Raw genomic sequence first — 26,964 nt, 5'->3', positions numbered from 1 at the left:
ACGATGGCCGACGACGCAATCCATCCTAAGCAGGATGACACGGCTGAAACTACGAAGCCCAAACGCTCCGAGCTGCGTGAGTTCATTGAGATGATCATCACGACGCTCATTATGGCCCTGTTTGGAATTACCTTTGTTGTTCGGTCGGTGAACGTTCCGACCGGCTCGATGAACAACGCGATTTACTCTGGCGACTTTTTGCTCGTTAACAAATTCATCTTCGGCTATGAGGGCGGCGTCCCGCTGGACGGCTGGACGCCCCACCGACCGATTCGGCGCGGCGACATCATTGTGTTCAAGTTCCCGCAAAGCGAAGACCAGAACTACGTCAAGCGCGTCATCGGCCTGCCCGGCGAAACCATCGAGATTCGCGGGCAGCGGGTTTACATCAACGGCAAGGAACTGCCCGAAACACGCATCATCGCCGAAAACGACCTCGAAGACGGCGGGCGGCTCAATGTTTTAGAGGAGTATCCGGTGGAAGGCGCGCAGTGGAAAGTCTATTACCGTCCCGGCTCGGATTTTGAGTATGAAGGTCGTGAGGACGAACCGTTGGCGGAGACACCGTTGCCGAGCGGACGTTACCGCGACTACAAAAATGAGCCGCACTACGGCATTGGGCGGCCGTTCAAGATTCCCGAAGGCTGTTACTTCACCATGGGTGACAACCGCGACAACAGTCTGGACAGCCGGTACTGGGGGCCGGTACCACGCGATTATGTCATCGGACGGCCGCTGTTCGTCTATGCCTCGTTTGACCCCAATCCGCAGGCGTCGCTGGGCGAACGGCTTGGCTCGTTTTTCTCCAAGGGTCGCTGGAAGCGGCTCGGCGCGCTGGTGAAATAGCCGCCTGCGACGCTAGCTTGGCCGTGCCTTCTTCAAAAATTCCGTTTCACATCCGGGCCGCCGCAAAGTAGGTTGGAAACGAAGTTTCGGCTTCGACTTTAGGTTTCCTCTGCGAGGTCGCGCCCTATGATTGCTACAGCATCCGTCATTCAGGATACGAAGGCGGCGGCGGCGGACAAGAGCTTGATTAGCCCGCGTTTCTACGTCACCGACTACAAAAAGATGAACGCTCTGCGCTTTGATCACATGGCTGACGCCTTTAAAGCCATGCACAAGCGCTTCGCCGACGACCCCAACAAGCACTTTTTCAAACGGGACGACGACCCGGACTTTGATCAGGACTTCTCACATCTACCGAAGTCGTTCAAGGACTTTCTCATCCGTGGGTGCATCGGCGAATTTTCCGGCGCGTTGCTCTACAAGGAAATCGCTGACCGGATTGAGGACCCGATTCTGAGCGACACCTACCGGCTAATGGCGCGCGACGAGGGCCGGCATAGTGGTTTTATCCGGCTTGCTTTGCGCGACATTGGCGCTGATCTGGATCTTCAGTTGCTTCAGAACGAAAAGGAATTCGTCAGCATGCACCCGAAGATCATCCTCTACACCACCTATCTCTCGGAGGTCATCGGGTACTTCCGCTACATCAACATTTATTCGCACCTCGAAGCACACCCCGAATATCGCTACCACCCGGTTTTCAAGTACTTCGGCGGCTGGTGTCAGGATGAACTCAAGCATGGTGACTTCATCGGCCTCCAGCTTGAGGCCCAGAAGCACCTGTATCTAAACGGCGGCTTCAATCGCCTGCTGATTCGTTTCTTCTCGCTGGCGGTTTACGTCACGATGTGGCTGCGCGACCTCAAGGCGCAGGATTTCTACGCCTCCATTGGTTTGGACTGGCGGGCGTACGACCTGAAAGTGATTCGGGAAACGAACGCCTATGCGCAGCGCGTGTTCGGTCTCCGGCTTGATGTGGACAACCCCAAGTTCATCCGCATTCTGGATCGAATGGCCGAACGCTACACGCGGATGATGGAGCGCGAAGCCGCCGGAGCCGGCAAGTTGGCGCTGGCGCCGATGCAAGCCGCGATGGCCGCCGACTACCTGCGGTTGCTGGCCATGAAGGTACGGACGGATGCGCCGCCACCCATCCCGGACTATCCGGTTGCGCCTGTCGTTAAGGGCTTCGCAGTCAAACAGAAGAGTGGGCTAGTCACGGCCTAGCGCAGGTGGATGCCGACTGTTCTCGGGATCGCCATTTTGGGCAGCGGGCGCGTTGCGCGCGCCCGCTTGCGCGAGCTAGATGAACGCTATGATACGCGCGTAGCGGTCGTGGCTTCCCACAACTTTGACCGCGCCTACGAACTGGCATTTCCCATCGCCGCCGCCGCCACTGACGATTGGGCAAAGGCGATTACCCGTCCGGACGTAGACGCCGTCATGGTGTGCTCGACGAACCCACGCCATGCGTCAATGGCGCGGGCGGCAATCGAAGCGGGCAAGCCAGTCAGTGTGGACTATCCGCTGGCGCTGTCTCTGAAGGATGCCGAGCAACTGGTAGAACTGGCCTATGCACGCGGCGTCGTGCTCCACGTCGAGCATATTGAGTTGCTGTCGGCTTGGTTTGAGGCCTTCTGCAAGGCGCTCCCGCGTCTGGGACGCCTGCACCGTCTCAGTTGGCGCAACGTCAGCCACCGCCCGGCCGCGCCGGAAGATTGGACGTTCGACCGCGCTCACGGCTTCTCTCTTTTTCAGCAGGCCGCCATCCCCAGCCGCATCATAACTTGCGTCGGACAGGCGACTTGGGTTGAAGGTGAAGAAACTTTTTCAGGCGAAGACGGTACGCGCTTCACCCGTCGCGCCACCCGCGTGCGCTTCGGCTTCGGCGACAACGGCGTTGGTGAAATTCACGACATCCTCACCCAGTCGGAAGAAACTGGGCCGGCAGCTGAACTCGAAGCCGTCGGCGAACACGGCGCACTGGTGGGACGACAGCACCGGGAAGTTTGGTACACCGACCCAAACGGCACGACAACCTCCCTTCCGGTCCTACCGCGCACGGGGCTGTTTGCACAAGACATTGCTGCGTTTCTAGACGCTGTCGCCGGGCGCGGACGCCCCTATGTTTCGCTTGAGCATGTCCTCGAAACCCTACGCTTCGCCGACGCCGCCGAACGCGCCGTCCAGAGCGGTCGGCGCGTCACCTTGGCTACGACGGTTGCGCCCTAAACCGACTGCACGTAGGGCAATAATGCAAGGTGTTTCGCGCGCTTGATGGCGCGGGCCAGCCGCCGCTGCATTGTCGGGCTCACGCCCGTCAAACGACGCGGCAGGATGCGTTTGTTCTCACCGATGAAGCGTTCCAGCAGCTTTACGTCCTTGTAGTCAATATAGTCAATCTTGGCCTCCAGCAGCGGGCACCGCTTCTTTCGCCGCCCCACTCGCCGATTGCTAGCGGAGCGTCCGGTGGTTCCGCCAGCGCTGCGCCGCGCCGCGCCAGCGACCGCCGGCGCTGGTGAAGGGTGCTCTTGTGCTTGTGCGGCCTCTGTTGAGGTTTCCACACTTTCTATTGTCTCCGAGACTTCAGCCATATTTTTCTCCTTTAGGAAGCTTTCAGGGTGAGCCGGTGCTAGCTGTATGACCGTGCTCGCACGGCGAGCGACCGGCTTAGTGAATCAACTCTCCGGGCGGCAAAGCAAGTCTGTCAAGCACCTCGGCAGCGCCTTCTACGCCAAGGGCTGCCATAGCCTTCAGGTCCATCCGCAATTCGGCAATGGCGCGCGGGTCAAGTTCCTCACCCTGCAAGCCGTCAGCTACTTCGTACGCTACCTGTACTCGTCCAAGCCCCAGCAAGGTAATAATTTCCTCACAGCACATATCACTTGGATCACCGCCCTGCGACCGCTCCTCCTCCAGCAACTCATACGCCTGCTGAAACGCCTCGCGGGACTCGTCAAGTTGGTCGGCCATACGGAGCGCAATGCCTAGCTTGACAAAGGTCAACGGCACTTCAAGTCCGCCCGCAATCGCCTCCTTCAGTTCACAGGCAGCAGCGCGCGCTTCGCCCCTAGCAAGCAAGGCGGCGCCCAAACCATAGCGTGCGAGTGGATTATGCGGATCTAACGCGACGGACTCGCGGTAGGCGGCGATGGCCTCCTCAACGCGCTCCATCGCCATTAGCAAGTCGCCCAAGTCGAGGTGCACACGCGGGTCGTCCGGGGACAGCTCAAGTGCAATCTGAAACTGCTGGAGCGCTTCGTCGTACCTTTCCATGTCGGCCAGCAGGCCGCCCAACCCAAGGTAGTGCAACGGCTCATCCGGACCAAGCTCAACGGCGCGTCGGTAAGCGGCTTCAGCCTCAGACAACCGACCGGCTTCCGAGAGAAAATTGCCGTAGTTGTAGTGGCTTAACGCTTCATTCGGCTCTAGTTTGAGCGCGCGTTTAAAATACTCCTCAGCCAGTGCGAATTCGCCTTCTTCGATGTAGAAAGCACCCAACAGATGCAGGGGGCGGACATCGTTTGGCGACAAACGCTCAACCTCGCGCAGATAACCCACGCCTTCGTTGTACCGCTCGGTATCGAGTAGCAACGCCCCAAGCCGAACCAGCACTTCGGGCGACTGCGGTGCCAGCGCTAGAGCTTTGGCGTATGCTGCTTCCGCCTCATCCAACTCCCCTTCCTCAAAGTAGGCGTCGCCTTTCTCCAAAAGCTTTTCCAGCGACGGCGTCGCCAACTTGGGCGATGTTTTTGATTTGCGTGATTTACTGGGCATAAGCGTGGGACGGATGCGCCGAGACAAGGCATCCAAGTCGGAATGGTTGGGCTACAGGACGGCCAGCGCACGTCGCCGCGCTTCGCAGGCGGTTAGGTCCTGCGCCAACCGGGCGTGATCTAGTTGAGCGCCGATGAAAACAAGGTGTTCTTCAGGCGAGGGCGACAGCGTGACAGGGCGAAGGTAGAGGTCGCCGTTGACATACATCATCACCCACAAACCTTCCTCACCGTCAAAGCGGAGGAAACCTTTGGCGCGTACGATTTCGGGCGGCAAGTTACGCATAAAGCTCTCAAAGCGCTCGCGGACGAGTGGGTGCAGCAATCGGCACGACATGGAGTGAAAATCTGTGTGCGCTTTGTACTCGTCCCCGCCAAAGGCTTCGAGGTTGGCCCGCATAGCGGCGCGGCGACGCTCGCGTTCCGCTGGCTCGACATCCGCCAGCAGCCAGTGAAAGTCCTCATCGCCGGCAACGCGGCCGTGCGTCGCCAGATACACTGGCGCATATGGGTTGTTCTCCGCAACGTAGCGCCGAATGTCGGCGATTTGCTCCGGCGTGGCTTCATCCGCCTTCCCAATAACAACTACATCGGCAAACTGCGTTTGGCGTTTAACAATGGCTTTCAAGACTTTAGACAGGCGCGTGAAGTTCTTCGGGTCGGTGACCGTAACCATTTTGGCGATGGTCACGCGGTCGAGCAAATGTGGCGCGGTGGCTTGATCGAGCAAATCCACCGGATCGGCCAACCCGGTTGCTTCGACAAAGATCATTTCCGGGCCGCGGGCGGCGACTTCGGTAAACGCCTGAACGAAGTCTTCTCCCATCTGGCAGCAAATGCAGCCGTCGCTCAGTTCTAGAACGCTAAAGCCTTCACCCCGGAGCAGTTCCCCGTCAATACTGATGTCGCCGAACTCATTCATCAACACAGCCACTTTTCGGCCCAAACGGCGCAAGTGGTGTAGGACGGCGAGCAGCAAGGTGGTTTTGCCACTACCTAGAAAACCCGACAGGACAACCGCCGGAATCGGCGATGCAGCGGCCGTTGCGGCTTCCATAACCATTTCCTTTCCAGCGCGTAAAAAGGTCTAGTTACAAAGCCCTTAAGTATCACTTCAGCGCGGCGTCACCAAGCCGGCGTTGAAACCGCGCCGTCATTCCCCAACTCGTTGCAGGTGTACCAGATTGTTCACAGGCAGGCCCTTGATCTTACCGGCTAGGACGACCAGCCGTTCGCCTTGTTCAATCCATCCAAGGCGCAAAAGCATCTCGATTCCTTCGGCGAACAATTGACTCATCTCCTTGGGATTCGGCATCAGCAGCGGCTCAACGCCCCACACGGCGGACAGTTGCTGATAAACACTGACGTTGGCTGTAATCGCCGCAATTCGCTGTTTTGGGCGCAGCAGCGCCAGCGCTCGCGCCATTTTGCCGCCTTCGGTAAACACCGCAATGACGCGCGCGCCGACGTTTTCCGCCGCAAAGACGGCGGCTTCGGACAGCGCCCGCAACGAAGAAGCGCCCTGCAAGCTCATAAACTTGCCCACCCCAGCACGCCACGACTGCTGACCGGCGAAGGCTTCCTCGGTGTAGTCTATAATCCGGCGCATCGTCCTGACGGCTTCGATCGGGTATTTCCCGGCGGCCGATTCGGCCGACAGCATCACGGCGTCCGTACCGTCCAGGATGGCGTTGGCCACGTCAGAAGCTTCGGCGCGCGTCGGACGCGGATTCTCTACCATAGACTGCAGCATCTGCGTCGCCGTGATGACAATCCGCCCCTTGCGGTTTGCATGGCGGATGATTTCTTTCTGAAAAATCGGGACGCGCTCGGTTTCGGCTTCCACGCCCAAGTCGCCGCGCGCCACCATGACGCCGTCCACGATGTCAAGAATTTCATCCAAGTGGTTGAGCGCCTCCGGCTTCTCAATCTTGGCAATGAGCGGCGTCTGCGCGCCCAACTCGGCGATGTAGTTTTTACACTGTCGGCAATCCTCCGCCGAACGTACAAACGACAGCGCCACATAGTCCACTCCCTGCGCAAGACCAAACCGCAGGTCGTCGCGGTCTTTGTCGGTCATTGAGGGCAGCGAGGTCGGAATGCTGGGCAGGTTGACGCCTTTGCGCTCGCCGAGAACGCCGCCGTTGAGGATCAGGCACTCCACATCGCTGCCGTGAACGGCTGTGACGCTCAGTTCGATCAAGCCGTCGTCAAGCAAAATGCGGTCGCCTGGCTTAGCATCGTACGCCAGGCCGTCATAGCTGCAACTGATGCGCTCGGCGTTGCCGGGAATATCCTCCGGCGTAATGACAATCCGGCGCCCGGCAACCAGCGTGACCGGCTCGCCCCCGATGAGCCGTCCAGTACGGATTTTCGGGCCGCACAGGTCAAGCAAAATCGCCAGCGGCTGGTGGAGTTCCCCGGCCAAATGACGCAGCAATTGGATGACCTCGGCGTGACCTTCGTGCGTACCGTGCGACATGTTGATCCGAGCGACATTGACGCCGGAGGTCAGCAGCGTACGGAGGACTTCCGGGGAGCGTGAGGCCGGCCCGATGGTGGCCACGATTTTGGCGCGCGCCATAGCGGTGGGTTCCTCGCGGGATGAATCAACCAGCGGCCGGAGCATAGCGCAGGGCGCTGCATCCGGTCACTGCCGGCCGGCACCGGGATCGCTCCATATCACCGGCGTCCGACCATTGAAAACCGGTTCTACTTGGCGTAGTACCCCTTGCGTGCAAACACACGCCATTCCTTTGCCTCACCGGGGCGCGTAATCTTCACGGCAATCGTCCGAAAGCTTCCATCACGGGACGGATTGGAAGGGCTGTAGGTCACGATGTACTGGTAGCGCAAATCCGTCTCAATCTGCTGAAACGCGGCGGCGTACTCGGCCGGACTGCGTGGGAAGAAGGCCCGCCCGCCGGTGGACTCACACAGTCGCTCCAGCGTCCGGCGGTCCAGTCCGGTGACGGTGACGCCGCCGAAGCCGTTCGGAACACCGCCGGGAATCCCGACGGCGTACACCTGCACATCGGAGCGCAGCGCCATATCAATTGCTTCACTGAGTTTGTACCGACTGGTCGTATCTTCGCCGTCCGTGAGCAAGATGATCACACGCCGTCCGGCTTCGCGCGGCAGCATTTCACTGGAGACGACGTACACCGTATCAAACAGGCTTGTTCCAGTGATGGACGGATCAAGCGGCGGCGTCCCCCCATACACGTAGCCGCCGGACTCAAACCGCACATCGTCAATGGCGCGTTCCAGCGCCGCCAAGTTGTTGGTGAGTTTTTGGCGCATCTCGATGTCGCGGCGAAACGTCACAACGCCGGCTAGGTCTTTTTCCGGTCGCAGCACCTGACGGAGAAACGCTTTGGCGGCCGCCCGTTGCTCGGCGATGCTGTACTGCTGACTACCGCTGATGTCGAACACCAAGGCGAAGGTCAGCGGCAGGTCGCTTTCGCGGGTAAATGAAAAGATTTCCTGCGGCTTGCCGTTTTCCAGCACTTGAATGTCCTGCGCCGTCAGGTTGTTGATGTAGCGGTTGCGCTTGTCCACAACGGCGAAAGGCACTGAAACAAGCTGGGTTTGAATGTTGAGCGTGTCTTCCGCCTGGGAAGCGGGGACGCCGGTTTCCTCCGGCGGTGTAACGACGCGCGGCCGCGCCGGTTCGGCGGGCGGCGTCGTGGACGGCTCGGCTGGCGGCTCGGACTTCGGCTTGGGCGGTTCATACCGACGGGGCGGCGTCTCACGCTTCCGACCGCTCTGCGCCGAAGACGACGCCCATCCTGCTCCCAATGCGGCGACAACCACCAGCACCCCGACCAACCAGCGCAGCCCTTGCGCACAAACCATGCCCGGCTTCCTCACATAAATCCGCCGCCTGCTTGGAACACGGTTTTTTCCGCCCGCCAACATACGGCGTGATGCGGGCGTGGACGCCTGCGCGCCCAAAGGACGACGCCCGCCGGATGGTTATTCTACGATGAAACGTTCGTCAGGGAAGGGATGCAGGTTGTATTCGCTCGCCATACTCCGCGCGTAAGCGCCGGCGTCGGCGATCGCCAGCCAGTCGCCTTCCCACACTTCCGGCAGTTCGATGCCCTGCGCCAAAAAATCGGACGACTCGCACAGCGGCCCGACCACATCCACCGTGCGCACGGGCGTCGGACGACGCACCACCGGCAAAATCCGATGGCGCGCTTGGTAGAGCGCCGGCCGAATCAAATGGTGCATGCCGGTGTTGACAATGACAAAGGTTTTGTAGGGCGTCATCTTGACATACTCCACGCGGGCCAGCAGGATGCCGCACCGCGCCACCAGAAAGCGGCCCGGCTCAAAGAGAATTTCGTCCGCTAAGTCCTGCACGTTGCGCCGCACTACCTCAGCATAGCGCGCAAAGTTCGACAGCTCGCGGGTTTCATCCCCGGTGTCGTAGTGAATGCCGAAGCCTCCGCCGACGTCGAACGTGGCGAGCGGAAAGCCGCGCTCACGCAGCGCGGTCACCAACGGGCGCGTGTTTCGCAAGGCTTCGGCGAAGTTCTCGACGTCAACGATCTGGGAGCCGATGTGCAAAGACACGCCGACGACTTGCACTCGGCCGGCGGCCTGCTCGGCCAGCGCCAAGCACGCCATCACAGCTTCGGCGTCAATGCCGAATTTGTGATTCCGAAAGCCGGTTGCAATGTAGGGATGGGTTTCGGCGTTCACGGATGGATTAAACCGGAACGCCACCCGGGCCGGTCGGTCAAGCGCCTCCGCTAAGGCGATGATGCGGCGCATCTCGCCGACGGACTCCACATTGATTTGTTTGATGCCGGACGCCAGCGCCAGCCGCAGTTCCGCCTGCGACTTGCCGACGCCCGAAAAGATGATGCGCTCCGGCGGGACGCCGCAATCGAGCGCCCGCCGCAACTCGCCGCCCGACACGACATCCGCGCCGCCGCCCAGTTCGACGACCCGCCGTAGGAAAACCGGATGGGCGTTCGCCTTTACTGCATAGTGAATTGTATGTCGCAGGTCGGCAAACGCCGCCCTAAACTCGTGGTAACGCTGCGTAAAGTGGCGCAGGTCGTAGAGGTAGCACGGCTCTTCCAGCGATTCGACGACTTCCGCCAGACAAACGCGCCGGTTGAGACCAAAAAAAAGCCGGTCGTTAACATAGTCAAACAGCATACGGCGGTGACGCTCACTCAGTACCGCCCCGTCGCGTCCGACGCCTCGGCGTTGACTTCCCAATTGTAGGTGTACACCAGAAAGTTAATCGGCTCCGTATATTGAACGTTGAGAATCACCTTGCCGCCCTGTCGCTTCGATGTAAATTTCGCGTCTTCAGGAACTTGAAACTCATCACTGATTTTCTTCCACTGGGTTTCAAGTTCTTTTTCGTTCGTATAACCTCTGGCCCCGATGGCATACTTGCGCGCCATTTCGGCAAGTTCATTTTTGACGTTTTGTTCGCGCCAGTAAACGGGCAAGGTCTTGAACAGGATGAAGCCGATGATGGCGACGACCGCTAGAACGCCAATCAGTTGGGCCTGTCCCTCGCCGCGTTCGGTCGTGGAGGACCTGCGCCGTCTGCTCACACGGAATGCTTTTTTCATGGCCGTCAACAAAGTCGCCGCCCCGATCTTGGGGACGGGCCGGCGCGCAAAACAGTGATTTTTGGGATTCGCTGCTGATTGGTCGGCATCATACCAAGCCGACCAACGCCTGCCTAGCCTGACTTAGGCCTGCCGCAGCGTCTTCCAAAGCGGTAGACAAGGCGGTCTGTTTATGAGCGTAGCCTTGCCTTGACCTCGCTTAGGCGCAACGCCAATAATTCGCCTACTGCGCCGTATATCGCCGCCTGACCCCACCGGCGACGACACTTTTCTATCTCGTAAGCCTTATGGCCGTTTCCCTTGAAACACCCAACGCCACTACTGAAGCGGCACCTGCCGCGGTGCCGTCGCCATCACAGCCGCCACCGCGGCCGTTCCCGTCTGGCTCACGTCGGTCGCCAGCGGAACGGGCGTTGAATGCTGTGCTGCGCTTTCTCAGCTCCGTCAAGGTTGGGGTTTTTCTTCTCGCCGTCCTGATTGTCGCTTCAGCGCTGGGGACGGTCATTATTCAAAAGGGGACGAGCGGCTTTACGGAGTACTACGCCAGTCTGCTGCCGGCGGAGCGCGAGTTGTACGAGTTTTTGGGGCTGTTTGACATCTACCACACGCGCTGGTTCAACCTGTTGCTACTCACCGTCAGTCTCAACATCATTTTGGCCTCGCTTGACTACTTCCCGGCGGCGTGGCGTTATGTCCGCAAGCCGGTCGTCAAAATCAATCAGGCGTTTGTCGGCCGCCAGCCGTTTCAACAGGTCGTCGTCGCTAAGGCGGAGACGGCGGCGGCGCTCAAGGCGACGGCGGCGGCGCAGCTTCGGCCGTGGCTTTACCGCTTGCTTCCGATTGGCGCGGTGTACCGCGTCATCGAAACCGTCAATCCACGCGACGGCAGCTTGACGGTCCTGACGGAGTGCCATGCGTGGAACCGGCTGACGGCTTATGGCGTTCATCTTGCGCTGCTGACGATCTTCGCTGGCGCACTAGTTGGCGGTCTGTTCGGTCACAAAGGGACGACGCGGATGGTTCCGGGGCAGGCGGTGAATACGTTTGTGACCTTTGGTGCGCCGAACGAACCGGTTCAGGAATTTGCGATGCCGTTTACACTGGTGTGTACGGACATCGAACAAAACCTGCTTGACCCGCGCAAGCCAGACCTCAGTGCGTCTAACACCCTTGATTGGCATACGCGGGTTCTCATCAAGGACACGGAGCGGCAAGTTGAAATTCCCGCGCACATTCACCTCAACCATCCATTTGACTACCGGGGTTATCGTTTCTTTCAAGCCAGCTTTGATAACTTTGGCAGTGCGCGGACAGTCACGATTGCGCTGCGTCCTGCCGGAAGCGACACCGGTGCGACATACGTCGTGCGCCGGGAGCCGACCGACATTCCTGGTCTTGGCCGCGTTCGGTTGGCGGATTTCATCCCGGACGTGACCTTTCAGGGCGGACGCATTGGGAGCGCGAGCGGTGAGTACCGGCGGCCGATGGCCGTGCTGGATGTTTTGGGTGACAACCCGCGTCAGCTCTACGCTTTTTCCCCTGAAGTTTTGGAGACGCTTGGCGACGCGCCGTTTCTTAGGGCCAAAACCGAAGTCGGAGACCTGCGCGTGGTTATGACCGACTTTGAGAAGGTGTCGAGCGGGCATGTTTTGCAGGTTCAGTACGACCCCGGCGTAACGACCGTTTACGTTGGTTCGGCGCTGTTGATCGTAGCGCTGTGGCTGGTTTTTTTCTTTGCGCACCAACGGCTGTGGATTCTCATTGAGCCGCTGCCTGATGGAACGACGCGCATCAGTTTGGCCGGCAACACCAACCGCAACCGGCTTGCCTTTGAGAAGCGGTTTCAAGCAGTCGCGGCGGTCTTGGCGGCGGCGCACCCAGACGAGACGCCGCCTGCGCCTTCATCTCCGGCGACGAACGCCCTGTGAGGGCGAGGTGGGTTATGGCCGAGTCTCAGCTCAGAGCCAAGCTCCGACAGTTGTTCAAGGGCCATGACGCCGCTGAAGCGGAACAAATCGCACCGCGATTGGCCGGCATTCCTACGGAACGCCTCCTGTTTCTCACCGGCATCGGCGCCGGCTTGGCCGGGCTATCGCCCCGTACGGCGCTAGAGTTTTTTCGGGTGACGCCGGAGGTGGCGGCGCAACTGACCTCGCGGGAACTTCAGGCATGGGGTGAGTGCGGCAAGCGTTTGGCGGCGACCAACGTCGAAGCGGCGTACAACTTTTTCCAGGCTAGTCCACAAGTGCTGGAGGCTCTGCCGGCGGCGTACCGATTGAGCGCGATTTTGCTGACGACGCGGCAAGGAACGCTCTCCACCCGCGCAGCGGTTGAGACCTTCAAGTTGTTCCCATCGGTCGTGGCGCAAATGGAAGGGACGCCGGCGCTCCACCGACTACTGGTGATTGTGAGCGAAGTCGCCCGCCACTCGGTACGGCACAGTCAGGACATGCTACGCCGGTCGCCCGCTGTCGTTGCTCACATTCGAGCGTTTGACACCCCTGACCACGCCCTGCTCAATCGCTTGATTGAACTGGCCGCCGCCTTTACCTACCGGGCTGGTGGAACGGCCGCCGAGTTTTTCCTTGCCATCCCAGACTTCCTCACTGACCGCACGCATGCGCATCTCGGGATACTGCTTGAACACACGCAGGCGTTTTTGGAGCGCGGCGGAAGCTTAGCGCTGCACTATCTGCGTGCGGCGACGGCGGTCGTCCAGCAAACCGACCGCCATGGCTATGACGCCTGGCGACCGCTGGCGCTTACGATGTGCGCGCAGGGCAACACCAACAGTTATCAGTTCTTGAAACTGACGCCGGAAGTCGTCGGTGCGCTGGCGGAAACGACTTCCGGGCAAAGTCTCCCAGCGGCGTTTACGCTGCTGTGTGAAACCGTGCGAGAGCTTGACCGACTTGACCGGCTCGCAGCGCTGGAATGTTTCAAGTCCGCCCCACTGGCGCTTCGCCAAACCAGCATTGAGCGCTTTCGTAGCTGGGCGCTGGCCGGTCTTACCCACTGCCGCCGGGATAGTCGCGCCATACAGGCATACTACGGTTTGCAGTCACGCACGAGCCGCGAGACGCTAGACGGCGGGCCACAGCCAGGCGGCGTCGCACTGGAAACCGTTGCCGCCGTCCTGCGCCTGTATGTTGAGGGCTTGACCGGCCATTCCGTCACCATTGCCCCGCTTTCCGGTACGCCGGAACAGATGCCGATTGGCGACGGTCGAGTGATTCATCTGCCGAGCCGCGTAAATGATTTTGAGGACGAGGAATCCAACTTCCGGCTTTATAAAGTGCTTGCTGCTCATGGCGCGGGACAGATTGAGTACGGCACACATCACGCCGACACCCCGGCGCTCTTAGCGCTCCACCGCGATTTCCAGCGAGCCTTCGACGCTGTTGGCGCGCGCCCGGCGCTGGCCGGACCGGTCACCTACCGCACGGTGCTCCGGCAGTTCCCCGACCCGGAAACGGCGATGCGGTTGTTTACCATTCTTGAAAACGCGCGGATCGACCGCCGCTTACGCCGCGCTTACCGTGGCATCCGCCGTGATTTGGATTTCATCGCCGCACGCTTGCGCGCCACACGCCCGGACATTCTGCAACTGCCGCCGGCGCAGCAGTGGACGGAGATTCTGTTTCGGATTGCGCTCTGCGGCGGTGTAGACGATGAAACGCGCCGGCGGCTGTCGGAGGTGGTGACGCCTCTGGAGTACATTACCACAACCTACCTTGACACGCCGACTGCCGAGATAACCGATACGCTGTTGGCGACCCGGCGCGTTTACGAACTTATCGAGCAGTTTCAGCGCGCGGATACGGCGGAAGCGATGCTGACCCAAGTCGGCCGCCAACCGGACGACGCGCCCGCCGAAGCTGACGCCTCTGAAGCCGCTGAAGCTGAACCGCGCTCGGCGACGACTTCGGCGGCGCCGCCGCAGCCGGGACACAGCTTTGAAAGTTGGGCACAGGAACACGCCACTCTCTCTTTAGAGAACGCGGCGGCGCAATGGCTGCGCGAAGGCGCGGCGGCCCATGAACAACAGCTCGAAGCGACCGACCGCGCGTTTTATTACGACGAGTGGGACCGTGAACTAGGCGACTATCGCGTTGCTTGGTGTCGCGTCGTCGAACGGCGGCCGACAGCCGGCACTCGTACGTTTGTGGAGATGACGCGCGCTCGTCACCAAGGGCTTATCGCTTCCATCCGCCATCAGTTCCAACTGATGAAACCGGAGGCCCTACGCCGCATTACCGGCGAGGTGGACGGTGAGGCGTTTGATCTTGACGCCGTCATTGACCGGCGCATTGACCGGCGCGCAGGGCTGTCTGGCGACGACAGATTGTACATCAAGCACCTGCGGCGTAGTCGAAACGTCGCCGTCGCGTTTCTCCTCGATATGTCGAGTTCGACGGCGCGCACCATGACGCGCCATCCCCAGATGCCCTACAGCCGTCCGGGTCGGCGCATTATTGACATCGAAAAAGAGGGGCTGGTCATTATGAACGAGGCCCTTGAGGCGGTCGGCGACAGCTATGCGATTTACGGTTTTACGAGTGAAGGCCGGCGCAATGTCCGGTTCTACGTGGTGAAGGACTTTGACGAACGCTACGACGCCGATATTGAGGCGCGCATCGGCGGCATCAACTACCAAAACAACACGCGGCTGGGCGCGGCGGTGCGTCATGCCGCTTGGAAACTCGGCGCGTGTGAAGCCCGCACCAAACTTTTGATTTTGCTGTCCGACGGTCGCCCCTATGACCACGACTACGGCGACGCCCGCTATGCGCGTGAGGACAGCAAGCAGGCGCTCCGTGACGCGCGTCAGTTGGGCATTACCCCGTTTTGCATTACCATCGAGCGCGACGCCGACCGTGAACTCAAAGAGCTTTACGGCGACGTTGGTTATACGGTCATTGACGACGTTCTCAGCCTGCCGGAGAAACTGCCGGGCATTTATCGCCGACTCACGACTTGATGTCCTCCACAAGATGACAACCGCTTCTCCATTGTTCCCCGTGTCGTCCTCTCTGGTGTCACCTTTGGTGATTGTTTCGGGCGGACAAACCGGCGTTGACCGTGCAGCGCTCGATGCAGCCCGCCAAGTCGGGTTGGCTTGTACGGGCTGGTGTCCCAAGGGACGCTGGGCCGAGGACGGCCCGTTGCCGCTGGAGTATCCACTGATCGAAACCCCGGAAGCCGATCCTGAGCAGCGTACTGAATGGAACGTCCGCGACAGCCATGCCACGCTGATCATTGTTGAGGATGAACTCTGCGGCGGGACATATTTCACGCTGCAGTGTGCGCTCCGGCTGCGCCGGCCCTGCGCGCTGATCACGCTCCAACTACGGGACGCCCCACGGTTGGCCTTTGAGTGGATTCATCGTGTCCGGCCGCTTCGCCTCAATATCGCCGGCCCGCGCGAAAGTGAACATCCCGGCATTTACGCTCGCAGTTATGCGCTCTTGACGCAGGTGCTGAGTTCGGCGAAGGTCTCACTGCTGGCCTCGCCGTAGTGTTTCAAGTACAAGTTGGTTTTTCCTCAGTAATCACCCGTGACGCCCGCCAACCGGCCATTGCTTCAGGTGGAGCGGCTTGCCAAGCACTTTCCGGTCTCCGGCGGCTTGGTCAAAGCCGTTGACGACGTCAGCTTCGTGCTGCAACCCGGCGAAACCTTCGGACTCGTCGGTGAATCCGGCTGCGGCAAAACGACCGTCGGGCGCGCCGTCTTGCGGCTTATCGAGCCGTCCAGTGGAAGCGTTGTCTTTCAAGGACACGACCTGCTGCGACTCACAACCTTGGAACTTCGTCGCATGCGCCGCGACATGCAAATCATCTTTCAGGACCCATATGCATCGCTCAACCCGCGCATGCGTGTTGGCGACGCCATTGCTGAACCGCTAATCATTCATGGCGTCGGCAACCCGCAATCACGGCGTGAACGGGTCGCTGAATTACTTCGCCTTGTCGGACTTGATCCCGACTATGCAAACCGGTATCCGCACGAGTTTTCCGGCGGACAACGCCAGCGCATCGGCATTGCGCGCGCGCTGGCGCTGGAGCCGAAATTCATCGTGGCGGACGAGCCGGTTTCGGCCCTTGACGTTTCGGTACAGGCGCAGGTCATCAACTTGCTGGCCGATTTACGGGAGCAGTTTGGACTGACCTACTTATTCATTTCACACGGGCTGGCTGTTGTAGAGCATTTTTGTACGCAGGTTGGTGTGATGTACTTGGGGAAGCTTGTTGAAATCGCCCCGTCCCGCCGCCTGTTTGCCCAGCCGCGTCACCCATACACGCAGGCGTTGCTGGAAAGCATTCCTATTCCTGATCCAACTCGAAGGAAGGTGCGCGCCCCTTTGGCTGGTGACATCCCCAGCCCGCTGTCGCCGCCGTCGGGCTGTCGATTTCATCCGCGTTGTCCAATCGCAGTTGAGGAATGCCGTCATGCGGTCCCGCCACTCCGCGACCTTGGCGACGGTCATCAAGTCGCCTGCTGGCTGGCGGCGTGAGGCAGAGTGCCTTCAGGCTCAAGGATGTCGCGTCACGACCTGGGCGGGCACAAAACATACCAACCCAGGTGCCCCGCCGCTGTCGTGGGTACGTCTTTAGCGCATCTATGTGGGGGGGGCGCGCTAGGGCGAAGCCGATTCAGAAACAAGACGGCGGGTAGGTGCGTTTTTTCCGTAAAGTAAACGTTTTGGAAGACTTGCCGAAGTTGGGCTGACTCTGGTAGCGTCTCATCATCACAAAGTACCGCAAAGCTTCTGGAACGTTCACCAACAACACAAACCCCCGTTCAGGGCTGGGCGAGGCTGACTATGACGAAGGCCGAACTGGTGGAAGAGGTGGCGCGCGCCGCCGACTTGACGAAGAAGGACGCCGAAGTTGTTGTTGACGAAGTTTTCGCGGCGATTATTGAGTCCCTGAATCGCGGTGAAAAAATCGAACTGCGCGGCTTTGGCTCGTTTCGCATTCGACAACGGAACTCACGGCGCGGGCGCAATCCCAAAACTGGAGACGCGGTTGACATCCCTGCCAAAGCCGTCCCTTACTTCAAGCCGGGTAAAGAGCTGCGTGAGTTGATCAATCAGGCACCACTTCCTTCGGAGGCCTGACGGTGGACGGCACTTGGCTTCCAACGGCGGTCTGAAGCGGTGGGGAAACTTCCAGGGGAGGCGTCCTATGGACGTGCTGTGGAGTCCGTGGCGTTACCGTTACATCGCCGGGCTGGAGCGTCAAGATGGTGAATCATCCACCGCCTGTCCATTTTGTCGCATCTCTACGGAAACGCGCGACGAAGAAAACTTTGTTCTTTACCGCGGGCGGTATAACTTCGTCATCCTCAACATCCACCCCTACATCAATGGTCATACGATGATTGTCCCCTACGCCCACGTCGGGAAACTGACAGGGCTCGCCCCTGAGGTGGGCTACGAGATGTTTGACCTGACCCGGCGGCTGACGGAAATCTTCACACAAGAGTACCGTGCCATGGGGTGCAACATCGGGATGAACCTTGGACAGGCGGCCGGCGCCGGCATTGCGGATCACCTCCACATGCACGTCATGCCGCGCTGGTTTGGCGACGTCAACTTCATGACCACAATTGGGGAAACACGGGTGCTTCCGGAAGAACTACCGACCACGTATGCGCGATTACGCCCCTACTTTGAGCGGCTGGCGCGTAGTGAGCCGTCGCCGGCCTGAAAAGCTGGTCTGAAAAACAGGACGAGCGTCGCTGAAAAATCCGCCACATTCGTTGTCATGCGCGAGATTCTCGAACCGATCGCCCACCAACTCCAACATCCACAGGACCTTGACCGGCTGCTTGCGGCGGTGGGGCAGCGGGTGGTGGAAAGCCTTGCGGCGGTGTGCGCCCGGCTATGGCTTATCCGGCGCGGCGACTTATGCCAAACGTGTCGTTGGGCCGCTGATTGTCCCGACAAGCGGCGCTGTCTGCATCTCAAGGCAAACTTTGGCGCCCCGGTGGACGCTGCTTACCGCCGGGCGCCGCTGACCGTGCTTTCTGGTGAACAACTGGCGCGCGGCGGCATTGTGACTTGGGCGCCACCGCCCTCGACAGCGGCCATGCTGCTTGACCCACACGCTGCCAACGCGCAAGGCGTAGTTTCCTTCATCGCCCATCCATTGCGGGTTGAAAACCGTGTCTTGGGGCTGCTGGCCGTCTTTGGCGCACGGATGTTCACACCGGCGGATTTTGAACTGTGCGCCGTCTATGCCGCCGCCGCCTCAGCAGCAATTCGCGTCGCCGAACTGGCCAATCGCGTCCAACGCACCGACGCCGCCGTTCGCGACAAGTCGCGGGAGTTAGACCAACGAGCGCGCCTGCTGACAGCCGTCCTGACGCATTCCACGGACCGCGCCATAGTCATCGAGGACCTAGACGGCAACATCTTAGCCTTCAACGAAGGCGCACGCCGCGCCTATGGCTATGCTCCTGAAGAGGTTGTCGGGCGGGCGACGGCCGATAAGCTGCACCCGCTAGAAGATTGGCAGAGTGGACAGACTGCAAAAATCTACCAGCAGGCCTTGGAACAGGGCGCTTACACTGGTGAACTTCGCCGCCGACATCAGGACGGTCACATCTTTGTCGAACGCGCCACATTGACCGCCCTCCGCGATGAGGACGGCGATCCTGCTGGCTTCATTACCGTCGCCCCGGTGGCTTCTGAGGCGGCCTCGGAGGAGATTTCGGCGGCCGCGGCGGCGGAAACCGTGCTGTCGGCGCTTGATGACTTGGCCGGTGTACGGCGTTTAGAAGATTTTGCTCCGGAAACGCTGTCTCAACTCTGTCGGCTCAGCGGAGCTGTCGGCGCGGCGCTGCTAGTGTTAGACGGTGACACCCTTGCCGTCCGCGCCGTCCAAGGCGCAGACGCTTTTGCCCCCGATCTGTCCACCCGGTCATTTTCCCCCGCCGATGCGCCGGAGCTGTTTCGCGCTCTGGAGCAAGGGCAGGTTGAGCCGCTGGGCGCGGCGGCGGCGAAGATGCTTGTCAATCCATCAGAGGGCGGGTTAGTCGTCCCGATGTTGCGGCAACAGGTGCGCGCCGTGGCGGTGGTCGTCGCCGCGCCGCCTCAGACGGCCGCACCGCTACTCCGCCTAGCCAAGCTGTCTGCCGCGTTCCTCAAATGGCAACTGCTTTCCGAGCAGTTTGAGGCGCGTGAACAGGCGTTGTCGGCGGCTGAAGCGACGCAAAACGACCGCTACACCCGGCTTGTGCAGGACTACGAGCAACTGGCGCAGGCGCAGCAGTCCGCTGTCGAGCGAATCGCCGAACTGGAGGTGCAAGCGCAGGGCTTACATGCTGCTTTGCAGGAAGCCGCCGCCGCGCGTCAGACGGCTGAGGCGCAGGCGGCGCAACTTCAGGAAAAGTTAGCGGCGCTTGAATCGGAGTATGCGCGCTTGACGGAGCTTTACCGACACTTGGAAAGCGCCGCCGAACAAGCGCGTCAAGCGACGCAGGAAGCATTGGCGCGCTGTGAAGCGCTGAGTCAGGAGCAGGCGACAGCGCTGCGGGAGCGCGATCTCTTCAGAGCACGGGTGGAGCTGCTAGAAACGGACCTACGCCAAACCCGTCAACGAGCCGACCGTTCCGCGCACCAGCATGCCGAAACACTGGTGCGTGTCCACGAACTTGAGGGTGAGTTGGAAACTGCTAGGCAAGCGCGCTACGCGGCTGAACAGGCGCTCACCGAGCTAGAGCAGCAGACTGAAGCGTCGCAACGCCAAATGCTGGAACGCATCGCCCAGTTGGAAACGTTGCTTGCGGAAGCGGAACGGGCGCAGGCTGCACAAGCGGCTGAGGCAGAGCAACTGGCGGCGCAATTGGCAGCGTTGAGGGAAGAGGCGGCAGCTGCGCAGCAGTCCCGGCTTGACGCCCAACATCACGCTGAAGCCTTGCGTCAAGACCTTGAAGCCACCCAGCAAATGCTGGCTGATGCCATCGCCCGCAGCCAAGCTGCAGAACGTACTGCAACAGAACTTGAAGAACGCACTGCGACGTTGCTTTCGGAAGTCATCGCCTCACATGAGGAACAGGCGCGCCTCATCAAAGACTCCGAAGCCATGGAGATGGCGCTCAAAGCCGCCCAAACGGAAGCCGACCGGCAGGCGCAGGCCGTAAGTTTGCTTGAATCCCACATTGACGCGCTGGAACGCTCGCTGGCGACAAGCGAGGTCGCCCGCGCTGCCTTGATGCAGCGCATGGAGGCTTTGCTGGCGGAACGGGCCGATTGGCGTAAGACGATTGACCACCTAGAGGCCCGGCTAGCTGAAAGTCGGCGGGCGTCGCCGTCCACGGAACAAGAGGCCTCTCCCCCGGCAATGCCAAGCTCTCCAGAGGAACAAGTCGCGCGGTTGCGGGCGTCGCTGGCGCAACGCGAAGCCGAAAATGCGACACTCCGCCAACGCTTAGCCCTGCTTCAGAGCACATACCGGGAGACGGTCGCCGTCCTCCAGTCGCGCCTTGACGACTTCACAAAACTGAACGCCATCTCCGGGGCGCATCGGAAGCTGGAAGACGTGCTTTTTGGCGCACCCGCACCGGCGGCGCTCAGCCATACCCCGGCGGTGGTCGTGGCCTGCGATGATGAACGCTTGTGTTCCACGCTGACCACTTGCTGTCAGGAGGCCGGCTACCAAACCAGTGCGGCGTCGGACGGTGACGCGACGCTGGCGGCGCTGATGCTTGACCCACCCTACGCCATCATTTTGGCCGGCACGCCGACCCATATCGGCGACACTTACCGGCGGGTGCGCCGCAATCCCGACTGGCGCGCGCTGCCGATTGTGGTTATTGCGCCGGAGTCCTTCACCGGCGTTGCGGCGTCGCCGGCGACCGCCATTCTCGCGCAGCGCGCCGTTTCACCGGCCGCTCTAAAGCAGGCGTTGCAGACTTGGTCGCCGGCGTGAATGCGCCGCACATCAATGCCCGCCGCCGATGGTGCGCACCAGCCGAAAAGCCGGCGTCGGCCGCACCCGGCCGTCCGGGGCGCGCTGCGCGCCGAAGCCCATCAGGAACGAATAGCGTCGCCATTCAACCTGAGCTTGCGGCAGCACCACCCAGTCAGCCCGGCGTTTAGCCCCGACGGCAAGGTTGGTTTCCAGTCCCAGCACAAGACGTTCCGAAACCTCACGGAAAACCGTCGGATTGAACACGCCTTTGACGGCGCTGCGCGGTTCGGCGGCGGTACGGTGCCAGCGCATCCCCTGCATCGTCAGCACCGACCAGTGTTGACCGAGCCGGTGCCCGGCCAGATGCAGTGCGTCAAGTTGTAGGTCTTTCCCCCTACGGGCGCGTTCCACCAACGCTTGCCATCCGTGGATGGAGCGTCGGCGGCGAAACGTCCCAAGCGTGCCTTGAAGACCGAATTTGAAAGCCTCTGCGTGGCCGCCTTCAAAGGGAATCTCGATCTCCACGGTGTGTCCGGGTGCGAACGCAAACTCGATTTCCGGCGCCCACGCCACGCCTTGTCCACGCTGTCCGATGGGGGGACGAACCAGCGTATTTACTTCAAGTTCGCCGCGCGCCGCGCCAAGCGGTCGCATGAGGTCGAAGAGCATCGGTTCCGGGATGATGGGCGCAGGGCGCGGTCTGGGTGTCTCTTGGTAGTCGCCGGAAACCGGTTCTACTGCTGCGACGGAAACAGCGTCGTTTGCATCAGGCGCAACGATTGCGGATGGCGCCTCGCCGGAGAAACCGCCGTCGCCGCGTCCGGCGTTGACTGGCAAATGTTGGCCGTCACTCGCTGACGACAGAAAACACAGCGTCAACGCGACGACGAATCCCCGGACGGACAGGTATTTCAACATGGCGGCAGCCCCTCTATTGATTTGTGTCTCCAGCGGACTTCGACAAAGCACCGAACCCTAGCAGAGACGGCGCTTTGAGGTTTGTAGCCGACGTAACAACCCATCCGCACCGCCGCCCGCCGCACGGCGGCTGCGTCGCGGTTGATTCACCGTTTCCAAACCGCTTGCCGATTTGCTTGGTTGCGCTATGCTTGCAACTTTTCCAAATCCCGCCGTGCTTCGGAAGTTCACCACATGCGCGAAAATGTTCTCCAACGTGCCCTTGTGATTCTAGTCGTCACACTCGGCTGCCTCTATGTCATCTTGATCGGCTGGCGCGCGCCGCGCCTTGACGATTTCAGGTCGCTTGACCAAATCAAGAAAAACCTTGTCGCTAACATCAAGCTTGGCCTCGACCTCAAAGGCGGCTCGCACCTCGTCATGCAGGTTATGGTGGACGAGGCTCTGAAAAAGATGACCGACGACAACGCCGAGAAGGCGAAGACGATGCTGGAGAACATCGGGATTACCGTCAAGGAAGCCAAAAGCCTTTCCAACACCCAGCTTGTCGTCACGATCGCCGACGCCGGACGCATCACTGAAGCCCGCGACAAAATTCTCGAAGACTTTGGCAAGTCGGAATGGACGGCGAGCCTTAGCGGCGACACGCTGACGTTCACGCTCACGGAGCGCGCCGCCCAAGCCTACCGGCAACGCGCCGTCGAACAGGCGATGCTCATCATCGAAAACCGCATCAACGCTTTCGGTGTGGCGGAGCCGACGCTACAACGGTACGGCGCAGAGCAAAATCACCAAATTTTGCTGCAACTGCCCGGCGTGGACGACCCGGAGCGCGTCAAAAAGACGCTGGTTTTGGAGTCAAACTTGGAGTTGCGTCCAGTGGATGGAACCTACCGGGTATACCCCACACTGGAGGAGGCGCAGACGGCCATCGGGAGTCGAACGGATGTCGAGGCGCTGCCCCTTGACGAACGTGAGGACGAGGAAGCCTTCGATGAAGACGGCAACCCCATCCCCCAGCCGAAGAGGCAGCCTAAGCCCGACGCGCCTACGCAGTACCTTGTGGTCTCCAAAACGCCTGTCGTCGTCGGCCGCGACCTGCGCGACGCCTTTGCTTCATCGGGCAGTGCGGACGGCGAAGGCAATTACCGCATCATCTTCAAACTCAAAGACGACGCAGCGAAGAAATTCGCCGACTGGACTGGACAAAACATTGGCAAGGGGTTGGCGATTGTCCTCAACGGTCGGGTCAAGTCCGCGCCGACCATTCGCGGTCAGATTCGGGACACCGGCGAGATTACGGGGAATTTCACCAAAGCCTCGGCCGAAGACCTTGCTTTGGTTTTGCGTTCAGGGGCGCTGCCCGCGCGCATCGTGTACTTAGAGGAGCGAACCGTCGGGCCGTCGCTGGGAGCGGACTCTATCCGGCAAGGGGTGGCGGCTTCAATTGCCGGGCTGGTGTTCATCATGCTCTTCATGGTCGTGTACTACCGGCTGTCGGGCGTCAACGCCATTCTCTCGCTCATCCTCAACTTGGTTATGCTTGTCGCCGCGCTGGTGATGCTGGGCGCGGTGCTAACGCTGCCGGGCATCGCCGGCGTTATTCTGACGATTGGCATGGCGGTGGATTCCAATGTTTTGATCTTCGAGCGGATTCGCGAGGAACTTCGGGCGGGCAAGCCGGTCATCACCGCCGTCGAGCTAGGGTTCGACAGGGCGTTTGTGACGATTGTGGATACGCATGTTACCACCGTGGTGTCATCGTTGATCCTGTTTGTGTTTGGGACAGGACCGATTCGTGGTTTCGCCGTCACGCTGTTGGCAGGCCTGTTGGCGAACCTGTTTACGGCGACATTTGTTTCCAAGACGATGTTTGGCTATGTGCTGTCACGTTCGGAACGCCCGGCGGCGCTCAGCATCTAGCCGCTTCGGCCGCCGGTTGACGGTTTCGGCGGCTCCCAACACCACTTTCCGCAAGGAAGCGCCGTCATGATTGAGCTTTTTCGGAATCCCAACTACGACTTTCTCGGCAAAGCCAAGTACTTCATCGCCTTTTCGGTCGTCGTCCTGATTGCGGGCTGTGTTTCCATGGTGACACGCGGCTTCAATCTGGGAGTGGACTTCGCTGGTGGGACGAAGCTGACGGTACGGTTCGTGTCTCCCCCGGACGAAAACCAAATCCGCGAAGCCCTGCGCAAGGGCGGCTACGCGCCAGACAAGGTGGTGATTCAGCGTACCAGCAAGCAGTTGAGTCAATCCGACCGGAATGAAGTCTTCATCAACACGCCACAGACCGAGGCGGACGTAGACGGCGACAAGCGTAAGATTACAGCGGCGTTGCAGCAGCACTACGGCACGCCTGTTCCGGCCGACAAGCTGGATGTCAACCTCGTCGGGGCGAGCACGTTAGCCGACCGACTGACGGAGTTGGATGTCCTTGATCTCAAGAAGACCCTCCCGCCCGGCGAAGCCGAAAAAGAATATCGCCGGTTCGCGGATCACGTCATCCGGGTACGCGATGCGGCGGGAGGGACGTTGTCCGACCTGAAGGCTGTACCGTTGACTGGTTTTGACGTCAAGATGGGCGAAGCGCTGGAACGGGCGGCGGCGGTCGGCGCGTTCAACATCGTCAGCGCGGAAATCGTCGGGCCGCAAGTGGGCAAAGACCTGCGAAATCGCGCAATCATCGTCACCATTGTAGCCTGCATCGGCATGTTGTTTTTCATCGCCCTTCGGTTCGAGTGGATTTACGGCGTGGCGGCAGTCATCGCCGTCGTTCACGACGTACTCATCACGTTGGGACTCTTTTCACTCTTCCAGTGGGAGATTTCGTTGACGTTCATCGCGGCGATGCTGACGCTGGTGGGCTACTCGATGAACGACACCATCGTGATCTTTGACCGCATCCGCGAACAGCTCAAAGAGCGGCGGCGTGAAGACCTCGCCAAGCTGACCAACAACGCCATCAATCAAACCCTGTCTCGGACGGTCATCACATCGGGACTGACGTTACTTTCCGTGCTGGCGCTGGTGTTGTTTGGCGGCGACGTTTTGAGGAGCTTCTCACTAGCTTTGCTGGTAGGGATTGTCTTTGGCACGTACTCATCCATTGCAATCGCCGGCCCCATTCTGTTGTGGTGGAAGCGTTACCTTGAGCAACGGCAGTCGGCGGCCGCACCGGAAGCGACGGTTAAGGTGCGGGCCGACGAAAAACCGTCTCAGCGACGGGCAAAATCAGCACCGATCCGCTAGCGCCTTTCCCAAGCGATGAAGCGAACCAACCCGTCAGTCGGCGGCGGGAAGCCGTCAGAGCGCGGCATAGCCAACAGTTTGCGCAGGTAGGCGGCAGCCCTAGTCCAAGGCAACGCCTCGCGCGTCGCCTTGAGCCACAGCGTTTTTTGACTCGCCCAAGCCCGTGCAGTGGGCAGAAAGCAGCCGAGCCCCCTTACCTAACAAGCGCCGGGGTACTTCTTTTGCGTGAAAGTGCGTTTTGGTAACGGAAGCCTAGCGGCTTCAAGGAGGCGATGGTGGGTCGTTTCCCTACCTTTCCCGGCGAGGAGAGGGTTGGTTCGCGGGCTTGAGGCGTCATGTCCCCCAAGCTGGACTATTGGGCCATAGGCGCGGTATGAAACCACCCTAAACCAGCTTGCGGGCGCGGGCATTCACAATCCGATAAAGGCTTTCCACAGCCCCACTTTCGCGTCGCTGGACGCCGACCTGAAACGTGCCGCTTACAGTTACGGGATAATCGCTGGCGGCGCTGAGTTCCTGCCCTGGCGCAAGCGTGACAAAAATCATTTGCTCAATGCCCGGGCCGTCGCCGAAACAGCAGGCCAGGGGCACTTCGATCAGAATAAAGCGCCGGATTTTGCCGTCTCCGATGCCGAGCGGCACCATAAAACCGTTGATTTCCACCTGCTTGCCGTTGAGCTGCTGGGCCCGCTGAGGGAAGATTACTTCCCGACCGTTGACCTGTACGCCGTCCAGATCACGAAACCGCAGCGTCGCCGGCGGAGCGGCGTTGACGCCGCCCGGCCCGCCCATCCATCCCAACAGCAGTAGAGCCGTTACAAAAGCTCGCCTCTGTAACACAGTTCCCACTAACCTCTGCGCTCCGGCAATTTGAGTCGCTTCACCCAGGGGGTATCCGTGGCCCAACCCCCTGCGGGCAACCCATTCTAAAACACAATGATAGCCCTCTAAAACGGCTTCAAGCCGGCAGCGGCGTTGTAATGGCGATACAACTCGTTGAAGTCGCGGATACTGCGCTCCATAATCTGATTGATTGAATCGATGTCGGCAGTGTTAATGGTGAGATTGACGCCGTTGAGAAATGCCATGTAGGTGTCAAGTGTTTTGACCTGCGGCGACAGCAGCACCAAGTAGGTGCGCCGCCGGTACTTAGGCGGCAGCGAGTTTACATGTCGCAAAATAGCGATGCCGCCTTGGTTGGCGCTGTCAAACTGCGGATCGAGCAGGATCACGTCCACGCGCGTATCACGCATGAGTTCGAGCGCCTTGGCGGCTTCCTCGCAAACCGTCGGCGCATAGGTATTATGGTCGAGCTTTTCAAGCACTTGGTGAACCTGCGCCTGGTCGGCCAGACAGATCAACGTCTGACGGCGTTCCCAACTCGCCAGCGGACCGGCCGAGCCGTTCGAGTCGCGTAGCTGCCCCGTCAGTAAAGCGATAAGCTGCGCAATCACCTCCTGATTGACCTGCATAGGCTTCCTTGCTCCCGGCAACACCGGCGTCGCTTTCGGCGGCGGCTTGACCGTCATCTCAAAGCGACACTTCGGACAGTTGACCTGAAAAGGTTTCTCCGGCAGGTTTTTCTCCTGAATGTCAAATTTTGCGCGGCATTGCGTGCAAACGACCTGCATAACGCCTGCCCAGAG

22 protein-coding genes are annotated in these 26,964 nt (G+C 60.3%); 12 read left to right on the top strand and 10 right to left on the bottom strand.

Translation table 11 applies throughout. The features are described from left to right. Positions 1-3: 3 nt before the first annotated feature. The 3 genes from lepB to NZ585_06720 all read left to right on the top strand — a co-directional run bounded on the left by lepB (position 4) and on the right by NZ585_06720 (position 3,078). Positions 4-846 (top strand): signal peptidase I, encoded by an 843-nt coding sequence (lepB, locus tag NZ585_06730; protein ID MCS7079728.1) that lies wholly within the window; start codon positions 4-6, stop codon positions 844-846. Between the two features lie 126 nt (positions 847-972). Beyond that, on the top strand, positions 973-2,073 hold the full coding sequence (acsF, locus tag NZ585_06725) for a magnesium-protoporphyrin IX monomethyl ester (oxidative) cyclase (GenBank protein MCS7079727.1): 1,101 nt from the start codon (positions 973-975) through the stop codon (positions 2,071-2,073). Positions 2,074-2,082: 9 nt separating this feature from the next. Next, positions 2,083-3,078 (top strand): Gfo/Idh/MocA family oxidoreductase, encoded by a 996-nt coding sequence (locus tag NZ585_06720; protein MCS7079726.1) that lies wholly within the window; start codon positions 2,083-2,085, stop codon positions 3,076-3,078. On the opposite strand, the gene rpsR is transcribed toward NZ585_06720, so the two are convergent. The 7 genes from rpsR to NZ585_06685 form a co-directional block, all read right to left on the bottom strand. Beyond that, positions 3,075-3,290 (bottom strand): 30S ribosomal protein S18, encoded by a 216-nt coding sequence (gene rpsR, locus NZ585_06715; GenBank protein MCS7079725.1) that lies wholly within the window; start codon positions 3,288-3,290, stop codon positions 3,075-3,077. The two genes, NZ585_06720 and rpsR, sit on opposite strands and share 4 nt — an antisense overlap. Positions 3,291-3,516: 226 nt before the next feature. After that, complete coding sequence (locus tag NZ585_06710; protein ID MCS7079724.1) at positions 3,517-4,623, bottom strand: tetratricopeptide repeat protein; 1,107 nt, start codon at positions 4,621-4,623, stop codon at positions 3,517-3,519. Positions 4,624-4,674: 51 nt separating this feature from the next. Next, entirely contained in the window at positions 4,675-5,679 is a 1,005-nt protein-coding gene (locus NZ585_06705; protein ID MCS7079723.1) for a GTP-binding protein, read from the bottom strand. A 96-nt stretch (positions 5,680-5,775) separates the two neighbouring features. Then, complete coding sequence (gene pyk / locus NZ585_06700) at positions 5,776-7,206, bottom strand: pyruvate kinase (GenBank protein ID MCS7079722.1); 1,431 nt, start codon at positions 7,204-7,206, stop codon at positions 5,776-5,778. 128 nt (positions 7,207-7,334) lie between these two features. Beyond that, positions 7,335-8,480: a VWA domain-containing protein gene (locus NZ585_06695; GenBank protein MCS7079721.1), complete on the bottom strand. Its 1,146-nt coding sequence runs from the start codon at positions 8,478-8,480 to the stop codon at positions 7,335-7,337. A 120-nt stretch (positions 8,481-8,600) separates the two neighbouring features. After that, entirely contained in the window at positions 8,601-9,800 is a 1,200-nt protein-coding gene (gene lysA, locus NZ585_06690; GenBank protein ID MCS7079720.1) for a diaminopimelate decarboxylase, read from the bottom strand. 17 nt (positions 9,801-9,817) lie between these two features. Beyond that, positions 9,818-10,228: a hypothetical protein gene (locus NZ585_06685; GenBank protein ID MCS7079719.1), complete on the bottom strand. Its 411-nt coding sequence runs from the start codon at positions 10,226-10,228 to the stop codon at positions 9,818-9,820. A gap of 422 nt (positions 10,229-10,650) precedes the next feature. Between NZ585_06685 and NZ585_06680 the strand changes: the two genes are divergently transcribed. The 7 genes from NZ585_06680 (at position 10,651) to NZ585_06650 (ending at position 21,166) form a co-directional block, all read left to right on the top strand. Further along, entirely contained in the window at positions 10,651-12,156 is a 1,506-nt protein-coding gene (locus NZ585_06680) for a cytochrome c biogenesis protein ResB (GenBank protein MCS7079718.1), read from the top strand. Between the two features lie 14 nt (positions 12,157-12,170). Continuing rightward, positions 12,171-15,209: a VWA domain-containing protein gene (locus NZ585_06675; protein MCS7079717.1), complete on the top strand. Its 3,039-nt coding sequence runs from the start codon at positions 12,171-12,173 to the stop codon at positions 15,207-15,209. A 13-nt stretch (positions 15,210-15,222) separates the two neighbouring features. Then, on the top strand, positions 15,223-15,747 hold the full coding sequence (locus tag NZ585_06670) for a putative molybdenum carrier protein (GenBank protein MCS7079716.1): 525 nt from the start codon (positions 15,223-15,225) through the stop codon (positions 15,745-15,747). A 39-nt stretch (positions 15,748-15,786) separates the two neighbouring features. Beyond that, the gene (locus NZ585_06665) at positions 15,787-16,743 is read left to right on the top strand and encodes an ATP-binding cassette domain-containing protein (protein ID MCS7079715.1); all 957 of its coding nucleotides are present in this window, start codon (positions 15,787-15,789) and stop codon (positions 16,741-16,743) included. Between the two features lie 309 nt (positions 16,744-17,052). Then, entirely contained in the window at positions 17,053-17,349 is a 297-nt protein-coding gene (locus NZ585_06660) for an integration host factor subunit beta (protein ID MCS7079714.1), read from the top strand. Positions 17,350-17,416: 67 nt separating this feature from the next. Beyond that, complete coding sequence (locus NZ585_06655) at positions 17,417-17,941, top strand: HIT domain-containing protein (protein ID MCS7079713.1); 525 nt, start codon at positions 17,417-17,419, stop codon at positions 17,939-17,941. A 57-nt stretch (positions 17,942-17,998) separates the two neighbouring features. Beyond that, positions 17,999-21,166: a PAS domain S-box protein gene (locus tag NZ585_06650; GenBank protein ID MCS7079712.1), complete on the top strand. Its 3,168-nt coding sequence runs from the start codon at positions 17,999-18,001 to the stop codon at positions 21,164-21,166. Between the two features lie 12 nt (positions 21,167-21,178). Here NZ585_06650 and NZ585_06645 read toward each other — a convergent pair whose 3' ends face one another. Further along, a complete protein-coding gene (locus NZ585_06645; protein ID MCS7079711.1) occupies positions 21,179-22,066 on the bottom strand; it encodes a hypothetical protein in 888 nt (295 codons plus the stop codon). Between the two features lie 234 nt (positions 22,067-22,300). Between NZ585_06645 and secD the strand changes: the two genes are divergently transcribed. Both secD and secF read left to right on the top strand, forming a co-directional pair. After that, entirely contained in the window at positions 22,301-23,989 is a 1,689-nt protein-coding gene (secD, locus tag NZ585_06640) for a protein translocase subunit SecD (protein MCS7079710.1), read from the top strand. A 66-nt stretch (positions 23,990-24,055) separates the two neighbouring features. Next, positions 24,056-25,318 carry a protein translocase subunit SecF gene (gene secF, locus NZ585_06635; GenBank protein ID MCS7079709.1) on the top strand — a complete coding sequence of 421 codons (1,263 nt, stop codon included), beginning with the start codon at positions 24,056-24,058 and terminating at the stop codon, positions 25,316-25,318. A gap of 384 nt (positions 25,319-25,702) precedes the next feature. Here secF and NZ585_06630 read toward each other — a convergent pair whose 3' ends face one another. Beyond that, the gene (locus NZ585_06630) at positions 25,703-26,158 is read right to left on the bottom strand and encodes a DUF3299 domain-containing protein (protein ID MCS7079708.1); all 456 of its coding nucleotides are present in this window, start codon (positions 26,156-26,158) and stop codon (positions 25,703-25,705) included. Positions 26,159-26,265: 107 nt separating this feature from the next. Beyond that, entirely contained in the window at positions 26,266-26,949 is a 684-nt protein-coding gene (locus NZ585_06625; protein MCS7079707.1) for a zinc-ribbon domain-containing protein, read from the bottom strand. Positions 26,950-26,964: the final 15 nt, after the last annotated feature.

Source organism: Chloracidobacterium sp., from assembly GCA_025057975.1.
Classification (GTDB): domain Bacteria; phylum Acidobacteriota; class Blastocatellia; order Chloracidobacteriales; family Chloracidobacteriaceae; genus Chloracidobacterium.
The sequence above is the reverse complement of the archived record's forward strand: the minus strand, read 5'-3'. Positions and strand labels throughout refer to the sequence as shown.

Coding starts and splice junctions, on each gene's coding strand:
- NZ585_06655 (MCS7079713.1), top strand. CDS start 17,417: ATGGACGTGCTGTGGAGTCCGTGGCGTTACCGTTACATCGCCGGGCTG.
- NZ585_06695 (MCS7079721.1), bottom strand. CDS start 8,480: ATGGTTTGTGCGCAAGGGCTGCGCTGGTTGGTCGGGGTGCTGGTGGTT.
- NZ585_06705 (MCS7079723.1), bottom strand. CDS start 5,679: ATGGAAGCCGCAACGGCCGCTGCATCGCCGATTCCGGCGGTTGTCCTG.
- secD (MCS7079710.1), top strand. CDS start 22,301: ATGCGCGAAAATGTTCTCCAACGTGCCCTTGTGATTCTAGTCGTCACA.
- secF (MCS7079709.1), top strand. CDS start 24,056: ATGATTGAGCTTTTTCGGAATCCCAACTACGACTTTCTCGGCAAAGCC.
- NZ585_06720 (MCS7079726.1), top strand. CDS start 2,083: ATGCCGACTGTTCTCGGGATCGCCATTTTGGGCAGCGGGCGCGTTGCG.
- pyk (MCS7079722.1), bottom strand. CDS start 7,206: ATGGCGCGCGCCAAAATCGTGGCCACCATCGGGCCGGCCTCACGCTCC.
- NZ585_06685 (MCS7079719.1), bottom strand. CDS start 10,228: ATGAAAAAAGCATTCCGTGTGAGCAGACGGCGCAGGTCCTCCACGACC.
- lysA (MCS7079720.1), bottom strand. CDS start 9,800: ATGCTGTTTGACTATGTTAACGACCGGCTTTTTTTTGGTCTCAACCGG.
- NZ585_06625 (MCS7079707.1), bottom strand. CDS start 26,949: ATGCAGGTCGTTTGCACGCAATGCCGCGCAAAATTTGACATTCAGGAG.
- NZ585_06675 (MCS7079717.1), top strand. CDS start 12,171: ATGGCCGAGTCTCAGCTCAGAGCCAAGCTCCGACAGTTGTTCAAGGGC.
- lepB (MCS7079728.1), top strand. CDS start 4: ATGGCCGACGACGCAATCCATCCTAAGCAGGATGACACGGCTGAAACT.
- NZ585_06710 (MCS7079724.1), bottom strand. CDS start 4,623: ATGCCCAGTAAATCACGCAAATCAAAAACATCGCCCAAGTTGGCGACG.
- NZ585_06645 (MCS7079711.1), bottom strand. CDS start 22,066: ATGTTGAAATACCTGTCCGTCCGGGGATTCGTCGTCGCGTTGACGCTG.
- NZ585_06650 (MCS7079712.1), top strand. CDS start 17,999: ATGCGCGAGATTCTCGAACCGATCGCCCACCAACTCCAACATCCACAG.
- NZ585_06660 (MCS7079714.1), top strand. CDS start 17,053: ATGACGAAGGCCGAACTGGTGGAAGAGGTGGCGCGCGCCGCCGACTTG.
- acsF (MCS7079727.1), top strand. CDS start 973: ATGATTGCTACAGCATCCGTCATTCAGGATACGAAGGCGGCGGCGGCG.
- NZ585_06670 (MCS7079716.1), top strand. CDS start 15,223: ATGACAACCGCTTCTCCATTGTTCCCCGTGTCGTCCTCTCTGGTGTCA.